33 protein-coding genes and 1 tRNA gene are annotated in these 25,899 nt (G+C 63.9%); 20 read left to right on the forward strand and 14 right to left on the reverse strand.

Features of this window, described 5'->3' with window-relative positions; all coding sequences use genetic code 11:
* Together AC3WN8_RS23550 and AC3WN8_RS23555 are read right to left on the reverse strand one after the other, a co-directional pair.
* A partial coding sequence (locus AC3WN8_RS23550; RefSeq protein WP_492671934.1) for an outer membrane protein occupies positions 1-677 on the reverse strand: 677 nt, incomplete at its 3' end.
* Positions 678-1,030: 353 nt separating this feature from the next.
* A complete protein-coding gene (locus tag AC3WN8_RS23555) occupies positions 1,031-1,708 on the reverse strand; it encodes a glutathione S-transferase family protein (RefSeq protein WP_492671935.1) in 678 nt (225 codons plus the stop codon).
* Between the two features lie 18 nt (positions 1,709-1,726).
* Here AC3WN8_RS23555 and AC3WN8_RS23560 point away from each other — a divergent pair, with 18 nt between their 5' ends.
* From AC3WN8_RS23560 to AC3WN8_RS23595, 8 genes are all read left to right on the forward strand, one after another.
* A complete protein-coding gene (locus tag AC3WN8_RS23560; protein ID WP_492671936.1) occupies positions 1,727-2,716 on the forward strand; it encodes an ATP-grasp domain-containing protein in 990 nt (329 codons plus the stop codon).
* 88 nt (positions 2,717-2,804) lie between these two features.
* Entirely contained in the window at positions 2,805-3,368 is a 564-nt protein-coding gene (locus tag AC3WN8_RS23565) for a helix-turn-helix domain-containing protein (RefSeq protein ID WP_492671937.1), read from the forward strand.
* Positions 3,369-3,436: 68 nt separating this feature from the next.
* Positions 3,437-3,622, forward strand: coding sequence for a hypothetical protein (locus AC3WN8_RS23570; protein ID WP_492671938.1), 186 nt, complete (start codon positions 3,437-3,439; stop codon positions 3,620-3,622).
* 92 nt (positions 3,623-3,714) lie between these two features.
* Positions 3,715-4,239, forward strand: a complete 525-nt coding sequence (locus tag AC3WN8_RS23575) for a hypothetical protein (protein ID WP_492671939.1) — start codon at positions 3,715-3,717, stop codon at positions 4,237-4,239.
* A gap of 53 nt (positions 4,240-4,292) precedes the next feature.
* A complete protein-coding gene (locus tag AC3WN8_RS23580) occupies positions 4,293-4,625 on the forward strand; it encodes a hypothetical protein (protein ID WP_492671940.1) in 333 nt (110 codons plus the stop codon).
* A gap of 57 nt (positions 4,626-4,682) precedes the next feature.
* Positions 4,683-5,174, forward strand: coding sequence for a hypothetical protein (locus tag AC3WN8_RS23585; protein ID WP_492671941.1), 492 nt, complete (start codon positions 4,683-4,685; stop codon positions 5,172-5,174).
* A complete protein-coding gene (locus AC3WN8_RS23590) occupies positions 5,126-5,698 on the forward strand; it encodes a JAB domain-containing protein (RefSeq protein WP_492672015.1) in 573 nt (190 codons plus the stop codon). The genes AC3WN8_RS23585 and AC3WN8_RS23590 overlap by 49 nt, the downstream gene beginning before the upstream one ends.
* A gap of 370 nt (positions 5,699-6,068) precedes the next feature.
* Positions 6,069-6,500, forward strand: a complete 432-nt coding sequence (locus AC3WN8_RS23595; protein WP_492671942.1) for a hypothetical protein — start codon at positions 6,069-6,071, stop codon at positions 6,498-6,500.
* Between the two features lie 42 nt (positions 6,501-6,542).
* Here the strand turns inward: AC3WN8_RS23595 and AC3WN8_RS23600 are convergent, their stop codons facing one another.
* Positions 6,543-6,974: a hypothetical protein gene (locus AC3WN8_RS23600; protein WP_492671943.1), complete on the reverse strand. Its 432-nt coding sequence runs from the start codon at positions 6,972-6,974 to the stop codon at positions 6,543-6,545.
* 67 nt (positions 6,975-7,041) lie between these two features.
* Between AC3WN8_RS23600 and AC3WN8_RS23605 the strand changes: the two genes are divergently transcribed.
* On the forward strand, positions 7,042-7,332 hold the full coding sequence (locus tag AC3WN8_RS23605; protein ID WP_492671944.1) for a hypothetical protein: 291 nt from the start codon (positions 7,042-7,044) through the stop codon (positions 7,330-7,332).
* Between the two features lie 7 nt (positions 7,333-7,339).
* On the opposite strand, the gene AC3WN8_RS23610 is transcribed toward AC3WN8_RS23605, so the two are convergent.
* On the reverse strand, positions 7,340-7,771 hold the full coding sequence (locus AC3WN8_RS23610; protein ID WP_492671945.1) for a hypothetical protein: 432 nt from the start codon (positions 7,769-7,771) through the stop codon (positions 7,340-7,342).
* A gap of 123 nt (positions 7,772-7,894) precedes the next feature.
* Complete coding sequence (locus AC3WN8_RS23615; protein WP_492671946.1) at positions 7,895-8,356, reverse strand: hypothetical protein; 462 nt, start codon at positions 8,354-8,356, stop codon at positions 7,895-7,897.
* A gap of 142 nt (positions 8,357-8,498) precedes the next feature.
* Between AC3WN8_RS23615 and rpiB the strand changes: the two genes are divergently transcribed.
* The 4 genes from rpiB to AC3WN8_RS23635 all read left to right on the forward strand — a co-directional run bounded on the left by rpiB (position 8,499) and on the right by AC3WN8_RS23635 (position 11,893).
* Positions 8,499-8,945, forward strand: coding sequence for a ribose 5-phosphate isomerase B (gene rpiB, locus AC3WN8_RS23620; RefSeq protein ID WP_492671947.1), 447 nt, complete (start codon positions 8,499-8,501; stop codon positions 8,943-8,945).
* Positions 8,942-10,255 (forward strand): serine hydroxymethyltransferase, encoded by a 1,314-nt coding sequence (gene glyA, locus AC3WN8_RS23625; protein ID WP_492671948.1) that lies wholly within the window; start codon positions 8,942-8,944, stop codon positions 10,253-10,255. The genes rpiB and glyA overlap by 4 nt, the downstream gene beginning before the upstream one ends.
* Before the next feature lie 3 nt (positions 10,256-10,258).
* Positions 10,259-10,720, forward strand: coding sequence for a transcriptional regulator NrdR (gene nrdR / locus AC3WN8_RS23630; RefSeq protein WP_492671949.1), 462 nt, complete (start codon positions 10,259-10,261; stop codon positions 10,718-10,720).
* Between the two features lie 90 nt (positions 10,721-10,810).
* Positions 10,811-11,893, forward strand: coding sequence for a TrmH family RNA methyltransferase (locus AC3WN8_RS23635; RefSeq protein ID WP_492671950.1), 1,083 nt, complete (start codon positions 10,811-10,813; stop codon positions 11,891-11,893).
* On the opposite strand, the gene AC3WN8_RS23640 is transcribed toward AC3WN8_RS23635, so the two are convergent.
* Positions 11,884-12,189, reverse strand: a complete 306-nt coding sequence (locus AC3WN8_RS23640) for a chorismate mutase (RefSeq protein ID WP_492671951.1) — start codon at positions 12,187-12,189, stop codon at positions 11,884-11,886. The genes AC3WN8_RS23635 and AC3WN8_RS23640 overlap by 10 nt on opposite strands.
* 213 nt (positions 12,190-12,402) lie before the next feature.
* On the opposite strand from AC3WN8_RS23640, the gene rpsD reads away from it, so the two are divergent.
* Positions 12,403-13,017, forward strand: a complete 615-nt coding sequence (rpsD, locus tag AC3WN8_RS23645) for a 30S ribosomal protein S4 (RefSeq protein WP_492671952.1) — start codon at positions 12,403-12,405, stop codon at positions 13,015-13,017.
* 64 nt (positions 13,018-13,081) lie between these two features.
* Here the strand turns inward: rpsD and AC3WN8_RS23650 are convergent, their stop codons facing one another.
* The gene (locus AC3WN8_RS23650) at positions 13,082-15,061 is read right to left on the reverse strand and encodes an alpha/beta hydrolase family protein (RefSeq protein WP_492671953.1); all 1,980 of its coding nucleotides are present in this window, start codon (positions 15,059-15,061) and stop codon (positions 13,082-13,084) included.
* A gap of 168 nt (positions 15,062-15,229) precedes the next feature.
* Here AC3WN8_RS23650 and AC3WN8_RS23655 point away from each other — a divergent pair, with 168 nt between their 5' ends.
* From AC3WN8_RS23655 to AC3WN8_RS23680, 6 genes are all read left to right on the forward strand, one after another.
* Complete coding sequence (locus AC3WN8_RS23655; protein WP_492671954.1) at positions 15,230-16,210, forward strand: agmatine deiminase family protein; 981 nt, start codon at positions 15,230-15,232, stop codon at positions 16,208-16,210.
* Positions 16,207-17,055: an N-carbamoylputrescine amidase gene (aguB, locus tag AC3WN8_RS23660; RefSeq protein ID WP_492671955.1), complete on the forward strand. Its 849-nt coding sequence runs from the start codon at positions 16,207-16,209 to the stop codon at positions 17,053-17,055. The genes AC3WN8_RS23655 and aguB overlap by 4 nt, the downstream gene beginning before the upstream one ends.
* 13 nt (positions 17,056-17,068) lie before the next feature.
* A complete protein-coding gene (locus tag AC3WN8_RS23665; protein ID WP_492671956.1) occupies positions 17,069-17,362 on the forward strand; it encodes a putative quinol monooxygenase in 294 nt (97 codons plus the stop codon).
* 29 nt (positions 17,363-17,391) lie between these two features.
* Positions 17,392-17,880: a 2-amino-4-hydroxy-6-hydroxymethyldihydropteridine diphosphokinase gene (gene folK, locus AC3WN8_RS23670; protein WP_492671957.1), complete on the forward strand. Its 489-nt coding sequence runs from the start codon at positions 17,392-17,394 to the stop codon at positions 17,878-17,880.
* Between the two features lie 22 nt (positions 17,881-17,902).
* A tRNA-Lys gene (locus tag AC3WN8_RS23675) sits at positions 17,903-17,978 on the forward strand.
* Positions 17,979-18,152: 174 nt separating this feature from the next.
* Entirely contained in the window at positions 18,153-18,434 is a 282-nt protein-coding gene (locus AC3WN8_RS23680) for a hypothetical protein (RefSeq protein ID WP_492671958.1), read from the forward strand.
* Between the two features lie 55 nt (positions 18,435-18,489).
* Here AC3WN8_RS23680 and AC3WN8_RS23685 read toward each other — a convergent pair whose 3' ends face one another.
* The 7 genes from AC3WN8_RS23685 to AC3WN8_RS23715 all read right to left on the reverse strand — a co-directional run bounded on the left by AC3WN8_RS23685 (position 18,490) and on the right by AC3WN8_RS23715 (position 25,845).
* Positions 18,490-19,638, reverse strand: coding sequence for an aminotransferase class V-fold PLP-dependent enzyme (locus tag AC3WN8_RS23685; RefSeq protein ID WP_492671959.1), 1,149 nt, complete (start codon positions 19,636-19,638; stop codon positions 18,490-18,492).
* A gap of 175 nt (positions 19,639-19,813) precedes the next feature.
* Positions 19,814-20,248 carry a hypothetical protein gene (locus AC3WN8_RS23690; protein ID WP_492671960.1) on the reverse strand — a complete coding sequence of 145 codons (435 nt, stop codon included), beginning with the start codon at positions 20,246-20,248 and terminating at the stop codon, positions 19,814-19,816.
* Between the two features lie 120 nt (positions 20,249-20,368).
* Positions 20,369-20,746: a winged helix DNA-binding protein gene (locus AC3WN8_RS23695; RefSeq protein WP_492671961.1), complete on the reverse strand. Its 378-nt coding sequence runs from the start codon at positions 20,744-20,746 to the stop codon at positions 20,369-20,371.
* A gap of 17 nt (positions 20,747-20,763) precedes the next feature.
* Complete coding sequence (locus tag AC3WN8_RS23700) at positions 20,764-21,189, reverse strand: hypothetical protein (RefSeq protein WP_492671962.1); 426 nt, start codon at positions 21,187-21,189, stop codon at positions 20,764-20,766.
* 194 nt (positions 21,190-21,383) lie between these two features.
* Positions 21,384-21,743 carry a hypothetical protein gene (locus tag AC3WN8_RS23705; RefSeq protein ID WP_492671963.1) on the reverse strand — a complete coding sequence of 120 codons (360 nt, stop codon included), beginning with the start codon at positions 21,741-21,743 and terminating at the stop codon, positions 21,384-21,386.
* 55 nt (positions 21,744-21,798) lie between these two features.
* Positions 21,799-22,263, reverse strand: coding sequence for a helix-turn-helix domain-containing protein (locus tag AC3WN8_RS23710; RefSeq protein WP_492671964.1), 465 nt, complete (start codon positions 22,261-22,263; stop codon positions 21,799-21,801).
* Positions 22,264-22,449: 186 nt separating this feature from the next.
* Entirely contained in the window at positions 22,450-25,845 is a 3,396-nt protein-coding gene (locus tag AC3WN8_RS23715; protein WP_492671965.1) for an acyl-[ACP]--phospholipid O-acyltransferase, read from the reverse strand.
* Positions 25,846-25,899 lie beyond the last annotated feature (54 nt).

Consider the following 25,899-nt stretch of genomic DNA (forward strand, 5'->3'; position numbering starts at 1 on the left):
AAGTTGAAGATCACCGAGCCGAGAAGGCTGTGCGAGCGGAAGCGCGTCTGCACGTCACGGCCCAGACGATCGACCAGATCGACATTGTTGACGTTGAAGAAGCGATACTTCAGGCCAACGTCGATATTGTCGGTCAGCGGAGCGCGAACGCCCGCGATCGCCTGCCAGGCAAAGCCCGTATCCGAGTCATTCAGGAAGCCAGGACCAGTCGAATTGATCGAATAGTTGTCAGCCTTCACGCGAGCGACACCCGCACCGGCACCGATGAAGCCCTGCAGGCCGTCATCTTCGCCGAAATCGAGCATGCCGTTGACCATGAAGCTCAGAGCGGTCGTCTTGCCGCCGGCATAGTCATAGGTGCCCGACGGCGAAGCCGCGCTTCCCGGACCGAACGGGGTCGGAACGCTCGACGTGTAACCATCGACGCTTGCGCTCTTGTAGCCGACCTCGGCTTCAACGCGGAAGCCGCCGAAATCATAACCGATGATCGCATCGAAGTCATAACCATAGTCATGATCAACCCGAGCGGCATCTTTCTTGGCGCCGATGTCGAGATCGAGATCTTCGACAATCATCGCGCCGCCCTCAACTCCGATGTACCAAGCATCGTCGCGGGCGAGAGCCGGCGATGCGAGGGCCGTGGAGGCAAGTGCCATCGCCATGGCGACTTTCCGCATAGGTATTCCCCTTTCTTGTTTGTCACTTAGGACAGCAAAAACTCACTACCCAATGCCATGTTTCCACGCAAGCGAAACAATTGGGTTAGGTGTGGCCAAAAAGCCGCACATCCCCCGCATCGGACACGCGCAAAACCATGGAAAGCTTGGAAGGTTCCAGCATATTGCCGCTGAAGTTGAAATAAATTGGCGCAATGCAGCAACTGATCCGCTCTGCGCTCCACACAGGAAACCTGCCCGGACCGGTTCGTTGCCAGATCGGGACAAAGTCCATGCGGGATTAGCCTATGTGGTGACAGTGCCCCTACCCCGCCCGGGAAATCCGGCGGGGCCACTGGCCACTATATCGGAACTCAGGATGCGACTGGATCGCGTATGAGGTAGGATCGTTCCCGCCCGACCCAATGCGCGAAGCTGGGCCGCGACAGGATCGCGTCGAGATAGGCGGCCGTGCGCGGATATACCGCCGGATCAGGCCGGACATCGATATGCTCCATATTCGCGAACGGGCTCGCGACCGCCAGGTCGGCAAGCGTCAACCGGTCCTCGACCAGGAATCCCGACTCCGGAATCGTCCGTTCGAGATAATCGAGGATCGGCGGCAGTTCGTCGCGCTCGGCCGCATCGGCAACGGCAAGATCGCCGGGCCGCCCCAGAAAGCGCGGCAGCACCACGCGGTTGAAGAACATCTTGCCGCCGCACCCCATGACGATCGTATCGCCGAACTCGTCATACCAGATGGTCCGGGCCCGTGCCCTGGGCGCGATCGGGATCAGATTGGGTTCGGGATATTTGGCCTCGAGATAAGCGATGATCGCGCTCGAATCGCAAATGGTGAAATCGTCGTCCGCCCCTGATTCCGATGCGGGGTCGCGCAACGCGGGCATTTTGCGAAACGGGCTCGCCTCTTCGAATTCTTCGCCGCCCTGCCCCATGCCGCCGGGCTTCAGTTCGAGCGCGATACCCTTTTCGGCCGCATAGGCGAGAACCTTGCGGACGAAAGGCGACAAGGATGCACCGTAGAGAATCATGGGAGCGGACTCCTGTTCGTGATCAAGATCCGCGATCGTGCCATTCTGCGTTGCAAACTGCAACGCAACGCCTGCGTTCCGCGCACTGGCGGTCCCGGCTATCATGCCGCCATGCTCCGCATCTGCATCCTTTCGCCCGATTCCGGCCATCGCGACTATGCGCCGATGTGGCCGACTCAGGCCCGGATCCTCACCGGGGCGCTTGCCCTGGCGGGAATCGCGCCCGACTTCGTGCCATGGACAGACGAGGGTGGAGCCGCGGCGCAGCTATCACGCTACCATCTGGTCATGCCGTTGCTGGCCTGGGGTTATCACGATGCGCCCGAGCACTGGTGCGAGGCGGTCGACAGTTGGGAAGGCAATGACGTCCACCTTGCCAATCCGCCGGACATCCTGCGCTGGAATCATGACAAATCCTATCTGATCTCGCTCGCCGGCCACGGCGCCCATATCGTTCCCTCGCTGCAGACCGATCGTGCGACACCCGCCGATCTCGATCTGGCCCGGTCGCGCTTCGGCAATGTCGAGATCATCGCCAAACCCGCGATCTCGGCGAGCGCGCGCGGAATCGTCCGGATCCTGCCCGGTGAGGATCTGCCCGAAGCGGTAGCGGGGCACCGGATGCTCTTCCAGCCGATGCAGTCCAGCATTGCGGACGAAGGCGAATATTCGCTGTTCTGGTTCGCCGGCCGCTACAGCCACGCGGTGGTCAAGCGCCCCCGTGCGGGGGATTTCCGCGTCCAGACACAATATGGTGGCCGCGACATCGCGGTCGCTCCGCCCGCCACCGCGCTCGCAACCGCCACGACCGCGCTCGCGCTGATCGACGCCCCGCTCCTCTATGCGCGAGTGGATCTTGTCGGCGACGGCATAGGGGGTCATGCGTTGATGGAGATCGAACTGATCGAGCCGCAGCTGTTTCTCGATCAGGCGCCCGATGGCGGCCGCATGTTCGCCGAAACGGTTCGTACTGTGGCGATGCGAAACGCAACGCTCGACACGCGATGAAACCAAAAACCCTTGCTACGAGAGCAATATTGTAGAAGAAAAGAAACCGGAACGGTTAGGGTCCGGACCCTATGGTCGGGTGGAACTGATGATCACCGCAATTCGCGAAGTTCGACGCGCGAAGAGGTTGACGCTCGCCGACGTGGCGGCGCGCTGCGTTCCTCCGACGACGGCACAGACCATCGGACGGCTTGAAACGGGCACACGCACGGTCTCCGTTGCCTGGCTCAATCGCATCGCCGCCGCGCTCGGCGTTACCGCATCCGACCTGGTTCGGCTCCCGGAGCGCAGCGACCTGACGGTTGCGGCGGTGCTGGGCCCGGACGGCGTTCACGCCCCACGCCATGAAACCAGCGTCGCACCACCCACCGCCTCCACCGATCATGTCGCCGTGATCGTCGAAGCCGGAATCGGTGATTATCGCGCCGGTGATGAAATCTGGTGCGAAAAGCTGGCGCCCGACGCGTTCGGCACCGCACTCAATCGCGACATACTCGCCCCCCGCCCTGCCGGCCGCTTCCTGTTCGGACGTTTGATCGGACGCGACGATGGCCGGCTCCATATCCTGCCGCTCGGTGCCGGCGCGCGGCAGCAGGTGATTGCCGACCCCGGCTGGATCGCCATAGCCGTTCGGCTTGTCCGCACGATTTAATATCGGCTCCTCCAGGCAGTCGATGGCGGAGACAGACTTTCGTCCGCGAAATCCATTAAGAGAAACTTTTGAGCATCGGCTGCGTTTGTGCCCCGATGAAAAGCGCCGATCGATTACGCATCAAGGGACTTGCCGGTCAGAGCCTGGCCTTTTTTCGCGCGGCAAAGATCGGCGATTGTGGTCGCGATCGCTCCGACATGGTCGACGCGGCAACCGGGACCGGGCCATTGAGTCAACGCAAACGCTGGACCTGATGGGCGTCACATTACGCGGCGTTCCAGATGCCGACTCGCCATTGCAGGTTAAGCAATGGTAACCGTCCAGAATGGAGCGGGACTTCGACAGATTGACCGAGCCGCAGCGCATATGCCTGCGCAAGGTACTGTCTCGCCGCAACTCCAAGGAAATCGCGCTCGAACTGGGCATATCGCACCACACCGTCGACAAAAGGCTCGAACGGGCGATCCGTACATTGGGCGCCGGTACGCGCTTCGAGGCCGCCCGGCTGCTCGCCGAGCATGAAGGCGTGACATACGAACGGCTCGTATCCGAACCAATCGACATTGATCGCGTCGCAATATCCGACAGTTTCCACCCGTCAATCAACGAACGGGTCGAGACGGAACAGCCGGAGCGAAACATGATGCGGGAGGACCGCCAACCTTTCCAGGTTGGGTTCGACCGCCCCAGTGGCTCCTACCGTCTGCCGATCCGCATGGGACGGGGGACGATCAATGACCTGACGGTGAAGCAGCGGCTGGGCTGGATGCTTGCGCTTCCCCTGGCCTTCGCAATGGCGTTCGGAATGCTCGCCATCGGTCTGAGGACCTTGCTCGAACTGGCACAGGCCATCGTTCGGGTCATTCGCTGAAATTTCCAGACAATCCAATGCCGCGCAATGCGATTGCGCGCAGGAGACGCTTCATGACTCAAGCACCCAACAAGCAGCTTTCCGCCGCGATGAAAGTGGCCGAAGGACTCGTCCGGTTCGAGCGCCTGATCGACCAGGTGGTCACGGCCGGCGCCGATTTGACAGCCGCCCTTCCCCGAGCCCGCGCCGACGCCAATTTCCCGGCGGTCGTCGGACAGCATGCGCTCGACTCGATGGGTGAGGCGATGAACGCGGCGATCGCGACGCGACGCCATGCCGTCGCCGCGCATCGCCATCTCGACAAGGTTCGCGAAGCGGCCGGCCTGCCCATCGTCTCATGGGGCGATGAAGGTCCGAAGCCCGGCCTTGGGCAAGGCGGCGGCTGACCATAGCGACTGCATCACACCCTTGACCGGGCCGGCGGAAACTGGTCGGGTCAAGGGATGTCGCATATCGTGCTGTTCAACAGCCTCCTGGTCCTGTGCTGCGGCTACGCCCTATGGCGCGGCGGCATGCCCGAACGGATCGTCGCCGCAATCTTCCTGTGCGCGGGGCCGGCAACCTATGTCGCGCTCTGGGCGCAGCCGGAAAGTGCCTATCAGAATGTCGAGATGACGGTGCTCCTCATCGACACGGCAATGCTGATCGGCCTTACCGCACTTGCGAGCACGGCAAACAGATATTGGCCGATATGGGTAGCGAGCCTTCAGACGATCATCGTCGCGGTTCATGGCGTGAAGGCATTCGATCCGACGCTGGTGGCGTGGACCTATGCCGTGGCGAGCGGGAAGCTTGCCTATCCGCAGCTTGCACTGCTTGCGCTGGGGACCTGGCGGCATCACAGGCGGCGGAGCGAGACCGGGGTCGACAGCTCCTGGATCGGATCCTGGCGACTGTCGTCGGCGAAACCTCCGCAGAGACGGCCGACCGACTGATCGCCGCGTTCGGGTCGCTCTCCGCGGTGCTTGCCGCCGACCGGTCGGCGCTGTTGAGCACGACGGAGAATGACGCGGTCGCCGGCCATGTCGCACTGCTGCGGGAAGCGATGATCCATGCACTGAAGGCGGATGCCTTCACCCAGCCGATCCTCTCCAGTTCCGCGGCGGTCGTCGATTATTTGACCGCAGTGCTCGCGCATGAGCCCGTCGAGCAGATCAGGATCCTGTTTCTCAACACCGGAAACCGGCTGATCCGCGACGAGGTGATGTGGCGTGGCTGCGTCGACACCGCGCCCGTCTATCCGCGTGAAGTGATGCGGCGCGCGCTCGATCTCGGCGCGGTCTCGCTGATCCTGGTCCACAATCACCCATCCGGCGACCCCAAGCCCAGCCTGACCGATATCCGCACGACGGACGACCTGCGCCAGGCCGGTGCGCCACTGGGCGTGGCGCTGCTCGACCATCTGGTGATCGCGCGCGCCGGCTATGTCAGCTTCAAGGCGCAGGGGCTGCTGGCATGACGATCAACGGTCGCGTTGTCCAAGCCGGCCGACTTCGGACATCATCCAAAATGGATCAGATCGCCGGCGTCACGACCTTGCGCCCGGCCGATATTCGTCACATCGTATCGCCAAGCGCTGCCTGACGGCAGGGCTTAAAAGGGGGAAAAACTGAAGTCCCACCTACGGCGCTGCTTTGCGGCGCCGTGTTTCTGTGAAGCACATCCCCGAACCAAATCGACGCGGCTATGCCATGACCACGGGCAGATCGCGCTCCAGATAGCCCGCCACCTGCACGCCCGCAGGCAGGCGGCGCCGGTACCGGCGATCACGAGGGACAAGGCGCCCGCGAGCATCGCCGTACGGCAGTGATGGCCGTCCCGCTTTTACCGTGGTCCCCAACACCGTTATTGCAAATCCAGATCTTCGGGAGCGATTCTCGCGCCCATTTTTTTCTGCTGCAACGCACAAAACCCTTGAAACCACGGGCGCGCTTGTCCATGCTGGTCAGATGCCAAGCAAAATACTGCTGGAAGCGATCGCTCTGAGAAAGAGCGTGATCGCTCGCTACAATCGCGGCACCGTCAGGCTCGCGCCGCATATCCTCTACACGCGTCACGGCGAGCTGCACATCGACGCCGTCACGCTGGAGCGCGACGGCCAGCCGCCGCGCGAGGCCAAGCTCGGGACGTTCAAGCTTACCGGGCTGACCGAAATTGCGCTTGACGGGGGCTCGTTCGAGCCATTTGCCGAGTTCGATGCGGCGACGCCGCGCTATGATGGCGCAACCTTGTTCGCGATCGAGATCCCTACCGCGGCCTAGCCCAATACAGCTTTGTGATTGTGTAATATTCCAGGCCGAAGCCTAGCCGCCGCGTAACTTGGTAGCCTTCGCAGCTGCGCCCTTCCTTACCTCTCGCGGCGGAACCGTACGGATGGTCGCGGCATATTCGGCGATCAGCACGAACACCCAGAATTCGGTCCCCAGCCATTCGCCCGTCGCAGCGCCCCCGATCAGATCGATGATCAGGAACGCCAACGCGATCATCCGGAACACCATCGAGCTCGATGTCGGCATGTCGGCGCGCAACGACGCCGTCAGCATCATGAAGATGCTGAGCGCACCGAACAGCACCGATCCGAACATCGTTTCGGCACGATAGAATCCATCGAGCGCCGCGACGAACCAGAACAGGCGAGAAACCGCGAACTGACTCTGACGGGTGATCTGGCACAGCTTGACGATCGGCGGCACGAAAAGCGTCTTGCCGATCCAGAGGTCGATTTGGGTGAGCATCGCGCTGGCGAATAGCGCGCCATCGCGTGTCGCGCCAGCGGCTGGATGGCATCGGAGCGGAGACGCGATGATCGAAAATCCCCAATGTCCCGATCCGGGCTCGGCGATTTACGTCCAAATCCGATCTTTATGCTTTCGTAAAGGAAGGATGGCGGACTCTCGGTCCATGACGAAGGTCCAGGAAAGCCGTCGCGACTATCATCTCCGCCGCGAAGTGGAGGAGCGAGCCCTGGCAAGCGCCGCCAAGGATCCCAGGGTCGCTCACTCCCATATCGTCATGGCGGAGCGTCACCGCCTGTTCGCCATCGGAAACCTCATGGACGGCGCGGTCGCTGCCGCGCGCAAATCCCGCGACTGACTGGGGGTTAGCCCGTCGCGCCGTCCGATACAGGCGGGTTTGCGGAACGCCCCAGCATCACCAGCGCAACACCGAACGCAGCGCCCACCATCGCACCGACCCCCGTGGTCACAACGGGATGGCGAACTGCCGCGCGGCCGAGTCCGCTTATCAGATCCGCAGCATCCTGATCGCCGGTGCGCCGGGCGAGAATCCTCAATCCATCCGATGCCGATACGGCATAGCCCTTCAACGTTTCGCCAATCTGCGGATCGCCGCGCGCCACCGATGCGTCGATCGAATCTGCAATACCCGTCAACGTGCCCGCCAGGCGGCCGGCCTGCCTGTTCACTGCCCTGGCGGCGAATTGCGCAAAGCTGGACCGTCCGGACGCTGGCGGCCCGACCTCGATCCGCGAAAGGACGGGGCTGGTCGGGGCGGGTTGCATTGCGAGGTCCATGGTCTGCTCCTGGCGAATGGCATCTGTTCGGACAGAACCTCCTCGGGTGGAGGTGGTTCCAAACCCTCAGTCCGATACGCCAGGATATGCACCTTTACGCCGTGATGCGTGTCCGGATCGGGGTCAGTCCCGGCAGAATCCTTCGCCCTGCTTGATGACCAGGCAATTCTGTTTGCCCGCCAGCCATTTCAGCCCGGTTTCATCGCCGGTTGCCTTGCGGATCGTTTCCTGCGTGCCCGCGCGGTCGAAACGGATCACGCCGCCATCGGCGATACCGGCATAGCTGCCGGAACCATCGAGCAGCGTCACTTTCACGTCATAGCGACCGGCGGTCGCCGTCTTGGCGATATCGAGCACCAGCCCTTCCGGCCCCGTCCATTTGCCGACCCAGCCATCGGTCGCGGCCCCCGCCTCATCCATCGGCAGATCGGTCGCGCCGGTGCTGGGGCCTTCATTCGCCGGCACTTCCTCGATCTCCATCGCCAGGCCATTGTCGGCCCCGGCCGCGGCATTGCCCTGTGCCGGCTGCTTGCCGCACGCGGACAGGAGCAGCACTCCGGCGAAAAGAAGGGGCGCAATGCGCATCGGCATGTCCTTTCGAAAACGATGATCGGCGGATATTGGCCGTAACAGAGTTGCAATGTCCACCCAATCGCTGGTGGCGTTCAGCGGCCGGCTCTTCTAGAGAGCGCCCCATCGACTCGTTTTGTTCCGTAGGAGCGCCGCCATGCGCCTTGCCTTCGCATCCGATCATGCCGCTATCGACCTCAAATCCGCGCTCGCCGACTGGGCGCGTGGACAGGGTCATGAGGTGACCGATCTCGGCCCCAATGACGGCGCCAGCGTCGACTATCCCGATTATGGCTACAAGCTTGCCGACGCGATTGCGCAGGGCAAGGCCGATTTCGGCGTCGCGCTCTGCGGATCCGGCATCGGCATCTCGATCGCGGTCAACCGCAACCCGGCCTGCCGCTGCGCGCGCGTGTCCGACAGCCTCTCCGCCCGCCTGGCCCGCGAACATAACGACGCGAACGTCATCGCGATGGGCGCCCGGCTGACCGGCATCGATATGGCCAAGGCCTGTCTTTCCGAATTTCTTTCAACCAGTTTCGAGGGCGGCCGCCATGCGCGCCGCGTCGAGAAACTGACACACCCGGCAAAGGAGCCCGCATGAGCACGAATCCCGCTTCGCTGAACGACGTCCAGCCCGACGGCTTCTTCACGCGCGGCCTGGCCCAGGCCGATCCCGCGATCTTCGCCGGCGTCCGTCACGAGCTGTCACGCGAGCAGAACCAGATCGAGCTGATCGCATCCGAGAATATCGTTTCCAAGGCGGTGCTCGAAGCGCAAGGCTCGGTCTTCACCAACAAATATGCCGAAGGCTATCCGGGCAAGCGCTATTATCAGGGCTGTGCCCCCTCCGACGAGGTCGAGCAGATCGCGATCGATCGCGCCAAGCAGATCTTCGGCTGCGGCTTCGCCAACGTCCAGCCGCATTCGGGCGCGCAGGCCAATGGCGCGGTCATGCTGGCGCTGGCCAAACCCGGTGACACGATCATGGGCCTCAGCCTCGACGCCGGCGGCCACCTGACGCATGGCGCCCGCGCCGCCATGTCGGGCAAATGGTTCAATGCCGTGCAATATGGCGTGCGCCCGGACGATCACCTGATCGATTTCGACCAGGTCGAGGCACTGGCCAAGGAGCATCGCCCGACGATCATCATCACCGGCGGTTCGGCTTATCCGCGCCATATCGATTTCGCGCGCTTCCGTGCGATCGCCGATGAAGTCGGCGCGCTGTTCATGGTCGACATGGCGCATTTCGCGGGGCTCGTCGCCGGTGGTGTCCACCCCACCCCGTTCGGCCACGCCCATGTCGTCACCACCACCACGCACAAGACGCTGCGCGGCCCGCGCGGCGGCATGGTGCTGACCGATGACGAGGCGATCGCGAAGAAGATCAACTCGGCGGTCTTCCCGGGCCTGCAGGGCGGCCCGCTGATGCACGTCATCGCGGCCAAGGCCGTCGCCTTCGGCGAAGCGCTGCAACCCGAGTTCAAGAGCTATTCCAAGGCCGTGGTCGAGAATGCCAAGGTGCTGGCCGCCACGCTCAAGGAGCGCGGCGCGAACCTCGTCTCCGGCGGCACCGACACGCATCTCGCACTGGTCGACCTCACCCCGCTCGGCGTGACCGGCCGGGATGCCGACGAGGCGCTGGAGCGATCGGCCATCACCTGCAACAAGAACGGTATCCCCAACGATCCGCTGCCCCCGGTCAAGACCAGCGGCATCCGCGTCGGCAGCCCGGCCGGCACGACGCGCGGCTTCGGTCCTGCCGAATTCCGCGAGATCGGCAATATGGTCGCCGACGTGCTCGAAGGGCTGCGCAAGAACGGCGAAGCCGGCGACGGCCAGATCGAGGCCAATGTCCGCGAACGCGTCCGCACGCTGTGCGAGCGTTTCCCGATCTATCCGGAGGCATGATCCTTGAAGTGCCCGTTCTGCGGCCACGACGACAGCCAGGTCAAGGATAGCCGCCCGACCGAGGACGGGGCGGCTATCCGCCGGCGTCGCCAGTGCGAGGGCTGCGGCGCGCGCTTCACCACGTTCGAGCGCATCCAGCTTCGTGAGTTGACCATCGTCAAGGGCGATGGCCGCCGCGAGCCGTTTGCACGCGAGAAGCTGGAGCGTTCGGTCGCCATCGCCTGCCGCAAACGGCCGATCGAGCCGATCCGCGTGGAGCGGCTGGTGTCGGCGATACAACGCCAGATCGAGACCAGCGGCGAAAGCGAGATCGCCGCGAAACGCGTCGGCGAGATGGTGATGGACGGCCTCAAGGCGCTCGACAGCGTCGCGTACATCCGCTTCGCGAGCGTCTACAAGGATTTCGCGGAAGCGAAGGATTTCGAGGATTTCGCGGGCAATGTGAAGGATATGGGGGGAGATTAGGCTATTTTCCTGCGGTAGCCCCAATTTCCGCCCTTCCCGAGCGAAGTCGAGGGACTAGGCCGAGCGAAGCCGAGGCCCTAATGCCTCCAGATGAGTTTCTGGACATATATTCTCCACTGCGCCGATCGCAGCTATTATACCGGCCACACCGATGATCTGGATCGGCGCATTGCCGAGCATCAATCGGGTGCGATCCACGGATATACCTATGAGCGCGGCCCTCTCGAACTGGTCTGGTGCGAGAATTTCCAGACCCGCGCGGAAGCACAAGCTGCCGAGACCAGGGTCAAAAGCTGGTCACGTGCGAAGAAGGAAGCGCTGATCGCCGAGAATTGGGATCGTTTGAAGCAATTGGCCGTCCCACCATCCGAGCGGACGGAAAGAGCCTCGGCTTCGCTCGGCCTAGTCCCTCGACTTCGCTCGGGAAAAACGGGTACCGGGGGCGACATGTCCGTCTCCACTCCCTCCCCCGTCATCGTCCTCGTCCGTCCCCAGCTCGGCGAGAATATCGGCAAGGCCGCGCGCGCCATGCTCAATTTCGGGCTTGCCGAGATGCGGCTGGTCACGCCGCGTGACGGCTGGCCCAACCCCTCCGCCGGCCCCGCCGCCTCGGGCGCCGATATCGTGCTGGAACGGGCACAGGTCTTCGAAAGCGTCGCGGACGCCGTCGCCGATTGCCAGAATGTCTATGCCACCACGGTGCGCAAGCGCGGCGTCACCAAACCCGTCGTCACGCCCGAAATGGCGGCTCTCGAAATGCGTCAGGCGTCCGGCCGCTCCGCGATCCTGTTCGGCCCGGAACGCTCGGGGCTGGAAACCGACGATGTCGCGATCGCGCGCGCGATCCTGACGGTGCCGATCAATCCCGAATTCGGATCACTCAATCTCGCCCAGGCGGTGATCCTGGTCGCTTATGAATGGTCCAAGGGCGAGGCGCTTGCATCTCCCCCCAAGGTCGAGCTCGATCCGCCAGCATCGCAGTTCGAGCTCGACGGGATGATCGGACAGTTGGAAGCCATGCTGGAGCCTGCCGGCTATTTCTTCCCGCCGGACCGCATTCCCGCAACGAAGCGCACATTGCGCACATTGCTCACCAAGCCCGGCTGGAACAGCCAGGAAGTGCGGACGCTGCGCGGGGTGCTGTCGAGCCTGACCAATCCGCGTCAGCGCTGATCGAATTTCACCAGCTCGTAGGCGATCGACGTCTCGACCAGCAGTTCCCAGAATGCGGCGGCGGCGTCGGGCGAAAAACCGTTGGCAACGGCATTGGCGCGCGCATTTTCGATCACCTGTGCCTTGCGCGCCTCGTCACGCACCAGATCGCGATCGGGCTTGATGCGGGCGGCGGCGTCCATGAAACGAAAGCGCTCGCCGATCAGCACGGACAGCGCGCGATCGATCGAATCCACGCCCGCGCGGACTTCTGCCATGGTGGTGGTGTCTTCGGCGGGAATGCGTGTATCGGTCATGGCGCTCCTATTAGCGTGAGCGCCGGCGCTGTCCATCTTGACACACCATCTTGACGCTGGGGGACAGTTCCGCCATAGGCCGCGCCTTCGCAATTGGCCCCGCACTCCGGTGAAGCGGTGGCCCTGCCGGATTTCTTCCGAATCCCAAGCAGAGCGACATACCGGAAAAAATCCGCTTCGGCGGACCACGTTGTAGCAATTGAAGGAACTATCATGTCGAAGCGCAACAGCGCCAAGTACAAGCTCGACCGCCGGATGGGCGAGAACATCTGGGGTCGTCCGAAGAGCCCGGTCAACCGCCGCGAATACGGCCCCGGCCAGCACGGTCAGCGCCGCAAGGGCAAGATGTCGGACTTCGGCATCCAGCTGCGCGCGAAGCAGAAGCTGAAGGGCTATTACGGCGAAGTCACCGAGAAGCAGTTCAAAAAGGCCTATATCGAAGCGTCGCGCATGAAGGGCGACACCGGTCAGAACCTGATCGGCCTGCTCGAGCGCCGGCTGGACGCGGTGGTCTATCGCGCCAAGTTCGCACCGACGATCTTCTCGTCGCGTCAGCTCGTCAGCCATGGCCACGTTTTCGTGAACGGCGTCCGCTGCAACATCGCGTCGCGCCTGATCCGTCCGGGTGACGAGATCACTTTGGGCAAGAAGGCGCAGGAAATGGCGCTGGTGCTCGAAGCGCAGAGCCTGTCCGAGCGCGACATCCCCGACTATGTGGCGCCCGACGGCGCGGCCAAGGTCACCTTCACGCGCGTTCCCGCGCTCGACGAAGTGCCTTATCCGGTGAAGATGGAACCCAATCTGGTCGTCGAGTTCTACTCGCGCTGATCCGGTCCATACCGACAGACAATGAAAAGGGCGGCCCTGCGGGGCCGCCCTTTTCATTTCGGCCCTATTTGGGCGGAAGCCCCATTGCGGTGCGCAGAAAGGCATCGCTTTTCCTGAGCATGTCGATGCGCGCCGCCGAATCGTCGAGCTGGTGATCGAGCTTCGGATACACCACGAGCGTCGGCGACTTGCCCGCATCGCGCAGTCGATCCGCCATCAGGCGGGACTGGCGGATGGCGACGTTGAGGTCCTTGTCGCCGTGGAACATCAACACGGGCGCCTTGATGTTCGCGGCATTCTGCGCCGGCGATCCTTCGCGGATATGCGGCCCGCTGCCGATGAATTCGGCGACGGCCAGGAAGTTGGTATAATTTCGCGCATCGCTCTTCAACGCGTCGAGATCGGTGACCGGGGCGACCGCGATCGATGCCTTGTAGAGATCGGGTTCGGTCGCCGCAGCCTGGAGCGCGGCATAGCCGCCATAGGACCAGCCGAAGATCGCGAGCTTGGCGGGATCGGCGATCCCCTCCGTTGCGAGCCACCGTGCGCCGTCATTGACGTCGCCGATCGCGGTCCGCCAGGATCTGAAGCCGTTCTTCTGGTACCAGGCATCGCCATAGCCGGACGATCCACGGAAATTGGGCTGGAGCACCGCAAAGCCTTGCGCCGCGAAGAATTGCGCCAGCCAGTCGAACCCCCATTCGTCACGCGAACTGGGTCCGCCATGCGGCATCACGATCGCCGGCAGATTCTTGCCCGCACCGTCCGGCGGCAATGTCAGATAGCCCGGCACCATCGTGCCGTCCGCGGCCTTGTAGCTGACCGGCTTCACCGGCGAGAGCTTGGTCTTTTCGAGCTGCGGCCGCACCGGCAGGGCTTCGGCCAATTGCCGCGTCTTCTTGTCGAACAGATAATAGCGGCCGGGATTGATGTCGCTGCCTGCCCAGAGCAGCAACTTGCCCTCATCCACGCTGGAATCGGCGAAATAGATCAGAGGCAGTCCAGGAATCGCCTTGGCCAGCGAAGTCTGCAGGCGCTTCAACTCCGGATCGAAGAATTCCACGTGCCGTCGCTCGGTCGCATAGGATACCCCCACCACGCGATTGCGCCGACCGATGCGCACGAGCCCGCTCACATCCACTTCGGGATGCGCGAAGACCAGCTTCTTCGTCATCGCATCGTCGAGCGAGACGCTGTACAATGAACGGCGTCCGTCGACCCGCTCAAATCCATAGGTGACATTGAGATCGCGATCGACGGCATAGGGATCGAACGCATCGCCGCGATTCACATCCACCTTGGACAACGGCTTCCAATCGTCCGAATCCTTGGCGCGATATCGATAGATGATCGATCGGCCGGCATAGCCGGTCGCCCCCTGGGGCGGCTGGACACCCATGATGCGGATCCGGCCATGACCGTCGGAGATATATTCCACCGCATCGCGCTTCGGACTTTCGACGGCTCGGGTCTTGAGCGTCAGCGTATCGATCCGCTCGACGCCGACGCCGTCCGCCGTACTGGCGACCCGCCGGCCGGTCTCCTGTTCGGGGATGTAGCGCCGGCTCTTCAGGATCGCGCCATTCTCCTCGGGAAGCCAATCGAGAACGCTGCCGCCTGACAGATCATAGCCGAGCGCGTAATCGCTCGTCCGCGTGCTGACCATCTTCGCTTCGCTGCCATCGGCGTTGAAAGCGACCATGCGGGCAACAGGCACCAGCGTGGCTTCGACCTCCGACATCATGAAGATCGAGCAGAGCAGCCGATCGTTGGACACCCATCGGCACCAGTCCAGCCGCTCGGGATCGCCGTCGATGCTGGTCACGCGCACGGGGTTGCCGGTGGTGAGGTCGACGACGAACAGCACGGCCCCCTGGCCGACCGGCGCAGGCTGAATGACTGCCAGCCTGTCTCCGTTCGGCGACAGCGCGATACCCTGGATGTTTTCGCGCGTTCCGAACAACGTCGCATTGTCGGTCTGCGCCCACCCGGCCGACACCGGTAGCGTCGCCACGGCCAGCGCCGCCAAATACCCCCTGCGCATCCAAATACCCCCTCACTCGTGACACTTCGGCCCCAGCTGTCAGCAAAGTTCCCCAAGTTTCAACCCGCAAAAGCCCCATAACGGACCCAAGTGCGCGCGACGCGCTTTACAGGCGCCCGTGCGCTTCGCTAGGCACGGGTCGCCTTCGCCACCCAAGGACAATCGACAGTGACCCTTCGCATGCTTCCCGAATGGGCGCCGCATACGCGCGTCTGGATCGGTTTCCCCAGCCATGAGGTGGAATGGCCCGGCGTACTCGACGCCGCACGCGCAGAGGTCGCCGCCTTTGCCGACGCCGTCCACGCCGATGGCGCGGGCGAGGCGGTTCACCTCGTCGCGGCCGATGCGGCGTCCGCCGATGCCGCCCGCGCGCTCGTCTCGCCGGGGGTCGTCGTCGAACAACATCGCTTCGGCGACATCTGGCTGCGCGACACCGGACCGATCATCGTCGGCACGGGCGCGGCGCGTCAGGCGCGCGACTTCGGCTTCAACGGTTGGGGCGGCAAATATGAAATGCCGGGCGACGAGGATATCGGCGAGCGCCTCGCCGCAACCATCGGCCTGTCCGCCACGCGCTGCCACTGGGTGTTCGAAGGCGGCGCGATCGATATCGACGGCACCGGCCTGGCCGTGACCACCGAACAATGCCTGCTCAACCCCAACCGCAATCCGGACATGGATCGCGCGACGATCGAGACGCGGCTCGCCATCGATCTGGGGCTGGATCGCATGCTCTGGCTGGGCGACGGACTGCTCAACGACCATACCGACGGCCATGTCGACAATCTCGCGCGTTTTGTCGGCGTCAACCGGCTGGCGGTTCCTGAATCCGCCGGCCCCGACGATCCCAATGCCGCCATCTACGCCGATGTCCGCGCCCGCGCGGCGGCGATGGGGATCGAGACGGTCGCCCTGCCCTCTCCCGGCCTTGTCCATCGCGACGGAGAGATCGTCCCGGCCAGCTATATGAATTTCTACATCGGCAATGCCGCGGTGGTCGTGCCCATCTACGGTGCCGACAATGACGATGCCGCCATCGCCGCGATCCAGGCATTGTTTCCCAGCCGCCGGGTTGTGGGATTGCGCGCGGACCATATCTTGGTCGGCGGGGGCAGCTTCCATTGCATCAGCCAGCAGGTGCCAGAATGACCGAGATCACAGTCGCCGCGCTCCAGCTTGCGCTGAGCGACGACATCGATGCGAACATCGCCGCCGTCTCGGATCTCGTCCGCGACGCGGCAGACCGGGGCGCGAAGATCATCCTTCCCCCCGAATTGTTCGAAGGCCATTATTTCTGCCAGGTCGAGGACGAAGCGCTGTTCGCCCGCGCCCGGCCGACCGCGGAGCACCCCGCGGTGGTGGCGATGCGCACGCTGGCCGCGGAGCTGAAGGTCTATATCCCCACCAGCTTCTTCGAAGCCGACGGCCCGCATCACTACAACAGCCTGGCGATGATCGACGATGCCGGGGAGATCATGGGCATCTATCGCAAGAGCCATATCCCCGATGGTCCGGGCTATGAGGAGAAATATTATTTCCGCCCCGGCAATACCGGCTTCAAGGTGTGGAAGACGCGCTACGGCACGATCGGCGTCGGTGTCTGCTGGGACCAATGGTATCCCGAAACCGCGCGCGCGATGATGCTGATGGGCGCGGAACTGCTGTTCTACCCCACCGCGATCGGCACCGAGCCCTATGACGACGATCTCGATACCAGCCGGATGTGGCGCCGTGCGATGCAGGGCCATGCCGTATCGAACGTCGTGCCCGTGATCGCCGCCAACCGTATCGGCACCGAAGGCGAGATGGATTTCTACGGCCACAGCTTCATCGCCGACGAGCGCGGCGATTTCCTGGCCGATTTCGGCGCGGCGGAAACGGGCGTACTCGTCGCGACCGTCGATCTCGACAAGGTGCGCACGCATCGTGCAGGTTTCGGTTTCTTTCGCGACCGCCGGCCCGAACTTTACGGCCGGATCGTCCAGGATATCTGAAGGGGAGACGCAAATGACGATCGCCAGACATTATATCATGCACGCCGCCGAAGGGCATGACGCGACGCTGGAAACCGCGCTCGCCGCACTTGCCGACGCGGTCCGCGCGGTCCCGGGCAGCGAGGGCGTCGAATTGCTGCGCGATCTCGGCAACGAGCGCCGCTTCGTCTTCATCGAGAAATGGGAATCGGTGGAAGCGCACAAGAATGCGCGCAACCACCTGCCCAAGGATGCCTTCGCACCGGTGGGCGCCGTGCTCGACGGTCCACCCGACGGCATCTATCTCGATTATCTGAAGACCGTCTGACCCTGGCGGGCGATCGCAGCCTCTATGCCGTGGCGCTGGGTTCGAACCGGCGCCATGGACGTCATGGCGCGCCCGAACGCGTCATCGTCGCCGCGCTCGCCGCAATGGCGGACGCCGGGCTGGAGATCGTCGCGACCTCCCCCATCCTGCCGACGCCGCCGCTCGGCCCGGGCGGACGCCGCTTCGCCAACGCCGCCGCGCTGATCGAAACCGATGACGAGCCCCAGGCGCTGCTCAGGCGACTGAAGGCGATCGAACGGGCTTTCGGACGGCGCTGCGGGCGCCGCTGGGGCGCGCGCGTGCTCGATCTCGATATCCTGCTCTGGACCGGCGGGCTCTGGGCGTCTCCTGAACTTTCCATCCCCCATCGCGAGTTCCGTTGTCGCGACTTCGCGCTCTTTCCGCTCGAGTGGATCGCGCCCGACTGGGTCGACCCGCTGACCAATCTTGCGATCCGCCACCTTGCCGCACGATTGCGGCGAACAAGGCCGGTTGACCGTTCGCCAGACGCCCCCTAGTTGGGCGCATGGCGCTTGCGCCGGGCCCTTAGCTCAGTCGGTAGAGCAACTGACTTTTAATCAGTAGGTCGCTGGTTCGAATCCAGCAGGGCTCACCAATAAAATCTGCATCAGAATTTCCCCGTTAGGGGCTCCCGGGGACGGCCGACCGATTCATGCCGACAGGATCACAAGCGAATCGCAACGCGACATGAGTCGACCACTCGCTGTTCACCCGCCCCAAACGCCATGACAGCTTCATCTCCGCCAGCCCCTCGATCTGGGCGGCGCCGGTGCTGTGGGACGAACAGGCGGCATTCGCGCGCCGCATCGAACAGGGCCTGCCCCCGCCACGGATCCTGTTGGCCATGGGCGAAAAGGAACAGGACGGGGTCGCCGCCCCTGCGAAGATGGTCGACAATATGCGCGAAATGGCGCGGCGCCTGCGCACGATCCGGCGCGCGGGCAAGCCGCTTCCCGTCCAGGACGTCGTTTTCGCCGACGAGGATCATGGCAGCGTGCAGCAGCCGTCGGTCAGCCGCGCCATCGCCTTCGCATTCGGCCGAGCCGACTGAGATCCGGACGGCGGCGCGACGCCGCTCCTGCAAGCGCCGGTTCGAAGCCCGCCTGTCAGCCCTTTGCCACGGCCAGGTGCACCGACGCGATCAGCCGTTCGATATCGGCGTCGTCATTGTACAGATGCGGCGTGACGCGCAGCCGGTCGCCGCGCATGCTGGCATGGACGCCATCGGCCGACAGCCTCGCGACCATATCGTCGGGCAGGCCCTGCCGGAATCGCAGCGAGAGATAATGCGGCGATCGATGCGCATCGGGAACCACGATCGCCCCGATGTCGCGCATGGCATCGGCGATCTTCGAGGTCACCGCGCCCAGCGTCGCCTCGATTCGTTCGACCTCCCAGTCGAGAAGCTGGCGCAGTGCCGCGTTGACCGCAGGGATCAGCGCCATGTTGGACCGTTCGCCGACATCGAAACGGCGCGCGCCGTCCTGGAATTCCTCACTGTAGTCGATCAGGTTGCGGAAATCCTCGGCGCGCTGACGCACCACCCAGCCCTGTTCGAGCGGAACGCCGCCGTGATGGCGCGGCGCGACGTAGAGAAAGCCGGTCGAGTAAGGCGAGAGCAGCCATTTATATCCGGCGGCGACCAGATAGTCCGGATCGATCGCGGTGACGTCGAACCGATGCGCGCCACAGGATTGCGTGCCATCGATGACCAGCGCCGCGCCGACCTGTTTGCAGCGCCGCGACACCGTCACCAGATCGGTGAGGCCGCCACAGACCCAATGCGTCTGGCCGATGCAGACCACGGCGGTGCGATCGTCGATCGCCTCGCAAATGGCCGCGGTCCAGTCGCCATCCTCCGGTCGTTCCACCGTCACGATCCGCGCACCGGTGCGTCGCGCCACGCTGCGCCAGGCAAGCACGCTTGCCGGGAATTCCTCGGCCTGCATGACGATGGTCTGGTCAGCCGCAACCGGCAGGTTGGCCGTGGCGACAGCGAGCCCATAGCTGGCGGCCGGCACCAGCGCTACATCGTCCGCGCGCGCACCGATCATCACCGAGAACAGCCGCCGCGCTTCCTCGGAATCGCCGAAAAACGACGCCGGCGTGATCTCCCAGGGCCTGGCCTTGGATGCCAGCCCGGCCGTGCCCGCGGCCACCACATCATTCAGCAGCGGCGACATATAAGCGCAATTGAAATAGGTTATCTCGCGCGGGATATCGAAAAGATGCCGTTGATCAGCAAGTGTCTTCATCGAACATCCCACTCCATTGTCGCGCATATATGTGGAGAGCGACCAGCCTCGACGCCGCAAGCCGCTCCGTGACGAAGCCGCCTTGTCGCGATCACCGCGCTCGCGCGCAAGCGCCAAATCCCGGCGATCGACCGCGGTAAAGGCCGGCCGGGAACCAGGTGTCGAGAAGACGCAATCAGATGTGGCGTGCGACCAGCAGCAGCATGAGAATTCCGCCAGCGAGCACGAACAGGATCAGCCAGAAGGCCCATTCACGCGATGCAGGCGGCATCCTATCATCGTCGATGACCGGCAAAGGCGCATCGGCCGTCGGGGATCGACCGACGGCCGCCATGTCGCTGCCGTCGCCCGGCAGCGTTTCCAGCCCCATCAATTCGCAGACGATCGCGCCGACATCGGTCCAGTCGCCGACGCCCATCGGATCGGCCTGCAGCGCGCGGGCCTGCCTGCGCTCCTGGATATAGGCCGCCGTTTCCGCGCCATGCTGTTCCAGCAGGACATAGGCCCACCGCTTCAGCAATTCGTCGCGCATCGGCGCACCGACCGGCATCTCGGCCAGATCGCTCGGGCCGATCCGTGCCGCCCCCTTTCCGATTTCGCCCGATGTCATCGCATCGCGCACCGGTAGCCCGGTACATGGCCGGTGCCCGGATGGTTGCCGCCGGCGCGTCTCACGCGCCGGCGCTGCATGACGACGTGGAATGCTCTGCATCACGCGGTCGCGCCCCGATCAATGACCGACGACTTCGAGCCAGTGAAGCATCGCGGCCCGCGCTGCTTCGGTCAGGGAAACGTAGATGCGGCGGCCATCTTCCGGATCCGGATCGCGTGAGATCAGGCCACGCTCGTCGAGCACGCCGATCCATCGCAACGCCGTCGTCGACGGAACGCCGGACGCGATGCACGCAGAGGTGATGCTGATCGGTTTGCCCTCCTCACCGGCGATGAAAAGGTCGAGCAGCAGATCCCAGGCCGGTTCACCGAACAGATCGACGGGCAGGAAACGCGCGCGGGCGCGACGGGCATCCAGATGCGTGCGCGCGCGGAAGATCGCCTCGTTGCGCGACACTTCGGTGAATTGGGCGAGCTTGGCCGATACGCTCTGCAACTGCGCGACCAGGCTGCTTAGCCCGGCATCCTCTGCCTCTGTTCCATATGGCCGCGATCCAGCGAAATCCCGACCACCATGGTCAGCAATCCTGGGATCGCCCACAGGCTCTCCATCGCCTGATAGATTGCGGGGGTGAAGGAAGGCGATACGAGAGTCGCGAAGTGCGTCGTCACCGACACCAGTTGAAATGCCGTCATCCAGATCGGCCAATAGGCGCGACTCCGCAGCGCGAGCACGTACATCGCGATCAGGACCGCTGTGTCCACGACCATCACGGGAATCTGGGTTTGCCCCCAATGTGCCAGAAACGTAGCCGGCACCGTCAGAATCGAGGCGAGAATGATGATCGCGGTAGCCCATTTGCCGTCCCTGCCCCCGGCCACGGCCGCATAGAAGCAGCAGATCAGCGCGAGGAACCAAAAGAGAAGAATGATCATCATGATGCTGACCGCCTGGAGCGCTTCCCGAAAAAGCGGGAACCGGTTTTTCGGCCGGGAAGCGCTCCAGATATCAGGTCTGGAGCCTTTCTTTCCCGCCAGGACGATTCCGCCCTGGCGGGAAAGGCTCTAGGACTGCTCATTGAACGGTCAACACCAGATCGATCGGATACGGAAATATATCGAATGCGAAACGATCAGGCGGGAACGGTTTCGGCACTCGCGGTTTCGATGGTCCGCGATTCCATGAACCCTCCCCCCAGGCCGGCGGGGCAGCCGTAACTGACCGGCGCAATGTTGGACTGGTTCTTGATCGCGGCAAGCTTGGCGATCGTTCCGACCATCGCGGCGCGGCCGGCGACGACATGGTTGATGCCCGTGGTCACCGACTGCAGCAGATCCTGGCTGCGCTTGATCGGCAGATCGGACTCCTGCAGCGCCTCGATGATGGTCACCATCAGCTGCGTGTCACACAGCAATGCGGCGTCGATCGCGGTGACGGCCCGCTTGGTGTCGGCGGCAACGGCGCCTGCGGCGCCCGGCTGGATCGTGAGCATGATTTTCCCTTCTGCGCCGCGCGGGCGCCGATGATTTGATTGATGGGGAATGGTGTTAGCTAAACGTCTTCATCACGCCCGCTATGGCCAGTGCCAGACCGGTCACAACGGCAAGCGACATCGTCGCAACCCGCAATATGTGGATCGATTTCTGATCCCAACGAAGGTCATTCGGACGCCCTCCCAGTGGCGGGAGGGCAAAGAGCCTGTTTATGACCCCTCGCCATCCCTGTGACGTGACGGGGTCAGAGAAACCGGATTTCTGCGTGTTGGGAAGCCGTTCCGGATACGTACGTATTTTATGCTTAGTCTCATAGTCGGCCAGCATGCGTGCCGCCTCGGCGCGGCTGGACGCGTTCAGCAGCTTCGCCATCCGCAGGATATGCGTGTCGACGGTGCGGAACGACAGCCCGAGATGACGCGCGATCTCCTTGGAGGTGTAGCCCTCACCCACGAGACGAAGAATCTCCTTCTGCCGCTCGGTCAGGCTGCCGATCGGCTCCGGTCCGCCCTCGCTCATCGCCTAGATGCTTGCTGCGTCAACTGGTTAGCGCCTCGTTACGGAATCGATTCGTTCGTGCCTCTCATACAGTGTTACTCATGTCAGGCACCAAGCAACTTCTTTCAAGGATTCAATGTCGGTGCAAGCCGAACTTCGCGCATATCCTGACCCGAGTGGGCGATTGGCGCGGCGCACATCCGGGCCTCAACCCGCTGCCATTTGGCCCATCGTCACATAGTCCAGCTTGCCCGTGCCCAATACTGGTAAGGTAGCGAGCATGCGGATGTCCCGCGGAATCATCAATTCGGTGACGCCATTGGCCTTGGCCCAAGCAGACAGTTCGGCAAAGCGCGCATCCGGCCGGGTCGTGAACATCACAAGCTGCTCGCCTTTGCGCGCATCGGGCCGCGTCACCACCGCGTGATCGAAGCCGGGCCAGAGCGCCGCCGCATACCCCTCCACCGCGGGCAGCGAGACCATCTCGCCGCCGATCTTGGCGAAACGCTTGGCCCGCCCCCTGATGGTGACGAATCCCTCGGCATCGATGGTGACGATATCGCCGCTGTCGTGCCAGCCATCCTCGGGCGGCTGGAGCAGGCCGGGTGCCTCGACCTTGAAATAGCCGCGCATCACATTGGGGCCGCGGATCGACAGCCGCCCGCCCTCCTCGATCCCCGGCACGGGATCCAGGCGCGATTCGATGCCCGGCAGCAGTCGGCCCACGGTGCCCGCGCGGAAATGCATCGGCGTGTTGACCGCGATGACGGGCGCCGCCTCGGTCGCGCCATACCCCTCCAGGATGCGCAGCCCGAACCGGTCCGCCCACGCCTTGCGCGTCTCGTCACGAACGCGTTCGGCGCCCGCGAAGATGTAACGAAGACTATAGAAATCATAATCATGCGCCATGCGCGCATAACCCGACAGGAAGGTGTCGGTACCGAACATGATCGTCGCATTGGCGTCATAGGCCAGCGCCGGCACGATCCGGTAATGGAGCGGGCTGGGATAAAGCACGGTCCGGATGCCGTTGAGGATCGGCAGCAGGGTGCCGCCCGTCAGGCCGAAGCTGTGAAAGACCGGCAACGCGTTGAGCACGACGTCGCTGGCGTTGAAATCGATCCGCGAGGCAAGTTGATGGCAATTCGCCAGCAGGTTGCGGTGCGACAGCGCGACGCCCTTGGGCAGCCCTTCGGATCCGCTGGTGAACAGCACCACCGCCGGCGCATCGGGCAACAGCCGCTCGCGCCTATGGATGCGGCGGGCATAGCGGCTCTGCACCAGCGCGCGCAGCTTGGCCCCCGCGCCGATCTCGGCCGCGACATCCTCCAGATAGAGGATCGCGATGCCGTCGGCCTCCAGCCCCGCGATGACGTCGCCCAGCTTCGCCTGGTCGACAAAGGCACGCGCGGTAACGACGGTGCGGATCTTCGCCGCAGTGCAGGCGGCGCGCATGTTGGTAAGACCGGCGGTGAAGTTGAGCATGCCGGGCACGCGAGCCGCCAGCTGCAGCGCAAAGAACGCCGCGACCACGCCGTTGATGTTGGGCAGCAGCAAGCCGACCGCTTCTCCAGCCGCCGTCTTCGTTCGCAATGGGCGAGCGAGCGCGCAGGCACCGGTGATCAGCCGATCGTAGCTCAGCGGCTCGCGCTTCACGTCCTCGACCACCAGCGCCTTGCCGCCATGAATGCGACGCGCATCGAGCAATGCCTCGAACAAGGTGCGATCGATATTCGAGGTGGCGAAGATCATCCGGCTCATCTCCTCATAAAGCATCCGCCCGGCGATCGCGCGGCGCGCGCGCGCCGACATCTCGCCTTCGACGTGCAGCCGGCGCGGCGGCAGGATGGTCAGCTTGATCTTCGGGAACAGACGCAGCTTCACCTTGCCGCGCAGCCGCGAGAAGAGCGAGAATTGCGCGCCGTCGATACGCACGGGGATGATCGGGGCATCGGCCTTGTCGGCGACCATGCCGGGGCCGTCGAACACCTTCATCAGCGCGCCGGTCACGGTGATCCGGCCCTCGGGGAAAATCACCAGCGTCCGCCCCTCGCGCACCGCCTTCACCATGCGCTTCGCCGACATCGGATTGGTCGGATCGACGGGAAAGGCGTCGAACAGCTTGAGCATCGGCTGGATCCACCAGCTCTTGGCGATATGCGTGTTGACCGCGAAGGTCGGTTTGCCCGGCAGGAAGGCGGCAAGCAGCAGTCCGTCGAGGAAAGAGACGTGGTTGACCACCACCACCGCCGGCTCGCCGGGCTTCGGCATATTCTGCGCGCCCGTCACCTTCACGCCGTAGAGCAGTACCAGCAGGCTGCGGACCAGCGCCTTGATCACGGTTTCGGGGAGCAGCCAACAGGCGACGAACGCGACCGCGAGCGTCGAGAAACCGAGCACGCCGATGATGCCCGGCACGTCGACGCCGATGGCGAGCAGCCCGGCGGTGATCAGCACCATCGCCACGGTCAGCCCGGCATTGATCACATTATTGGCCGCGATCACCTGACTGCGGTCTTCGGCTGCGCTGCGCGTCTGCAGGATCGCATAGAGCGGGACGATGAACATGCCGCCGGAAAAGGCGATCCCGGCCAGCGCGATCATGATGCTCCATGCCCCGTCGCTGGCCAGGAAGGTCGCGACATCGGCGCCCTGACGCTCGACGTCATAGCCACGCGTCGCCAGCCACAGCCAGATGAGGAATCCGGCCATGGCCAGCGCCGACGCGGGCACGTAGCGCGCCGACACCTCGCCCTTGAGCAGGCGATTGACCGTCAACGAGCCGATCGCGATCGCGATCGAGAAGACCAGCAGGAACAATGTCGCCACTTCCTGCTTGGCCGCAAGCACGCCGCTGACCAAGGGCGCGAATTCCGACATGATCACGGCGCCCACCGCGAAGAACCAGCTGATGCCCAGGATCGCGAGCCAGACGCCGCGATGCGCATAGGATGCGCGCAGGATGGCCGCCGTGCCCCGGAACAGGTTGAAATCGATCGGCTGCGCAGCAGCAGCCGGCGGTGCGGACGGAACGGCAAGGCTTGCGGCAAGGCCGAGCACCGCCAGGCCGACCGCGATCAGCCCCGCCTCCCAGGGCGGCACCATGCCGGCCAGCAATTGCCCGCCCAGGATCGCGATGAATGTGCCCGCCTCCACCAGGCCGGTTCCTCCCATCACTTCATTGGAGCTTAGATGTTGCGGCAAGATTGCGTATTTGACCGGCCCGAAGATCGTCGAATGCATGCCCATCAGGAACAGGCAGCCGATCAGCAGGGGGACGGACGACAGCCAGAAGCCGAGCAGCGCCAGCGCCATGATCCCGACCTCGGCCGCTTTCACGATCCGCACCAGCCGTGCCTTGTCCCACGCATCGGCGACCTGGCCGGCCAGTGAAGAGAATAGGAAATAGGGCAGGATGAACACGCCCGTCGCGACCGTCGCGAGCATCTCCGCCTTTTCGGGCGCTGCCGCATGGATCCCGAAATTGGCCATGAACAGCAGCGCGAATTTCAGCAGATTGTCGTTGAACGCGCCGAGGAACTGGACGGCGAAGATCGGGCCGAAGCGGCGCTTGGCAAGCAAGGACAGGTCAGGTGCGGACATGATTGAGAAACTCCCCCGAGCAGGTCGTCTAGAGTATCGTGCGGAAAAGTGGGA

Source organism: Sphingobium sp. FW305-3-2-15-F-TSA7 (assembly GCF_058787155.1).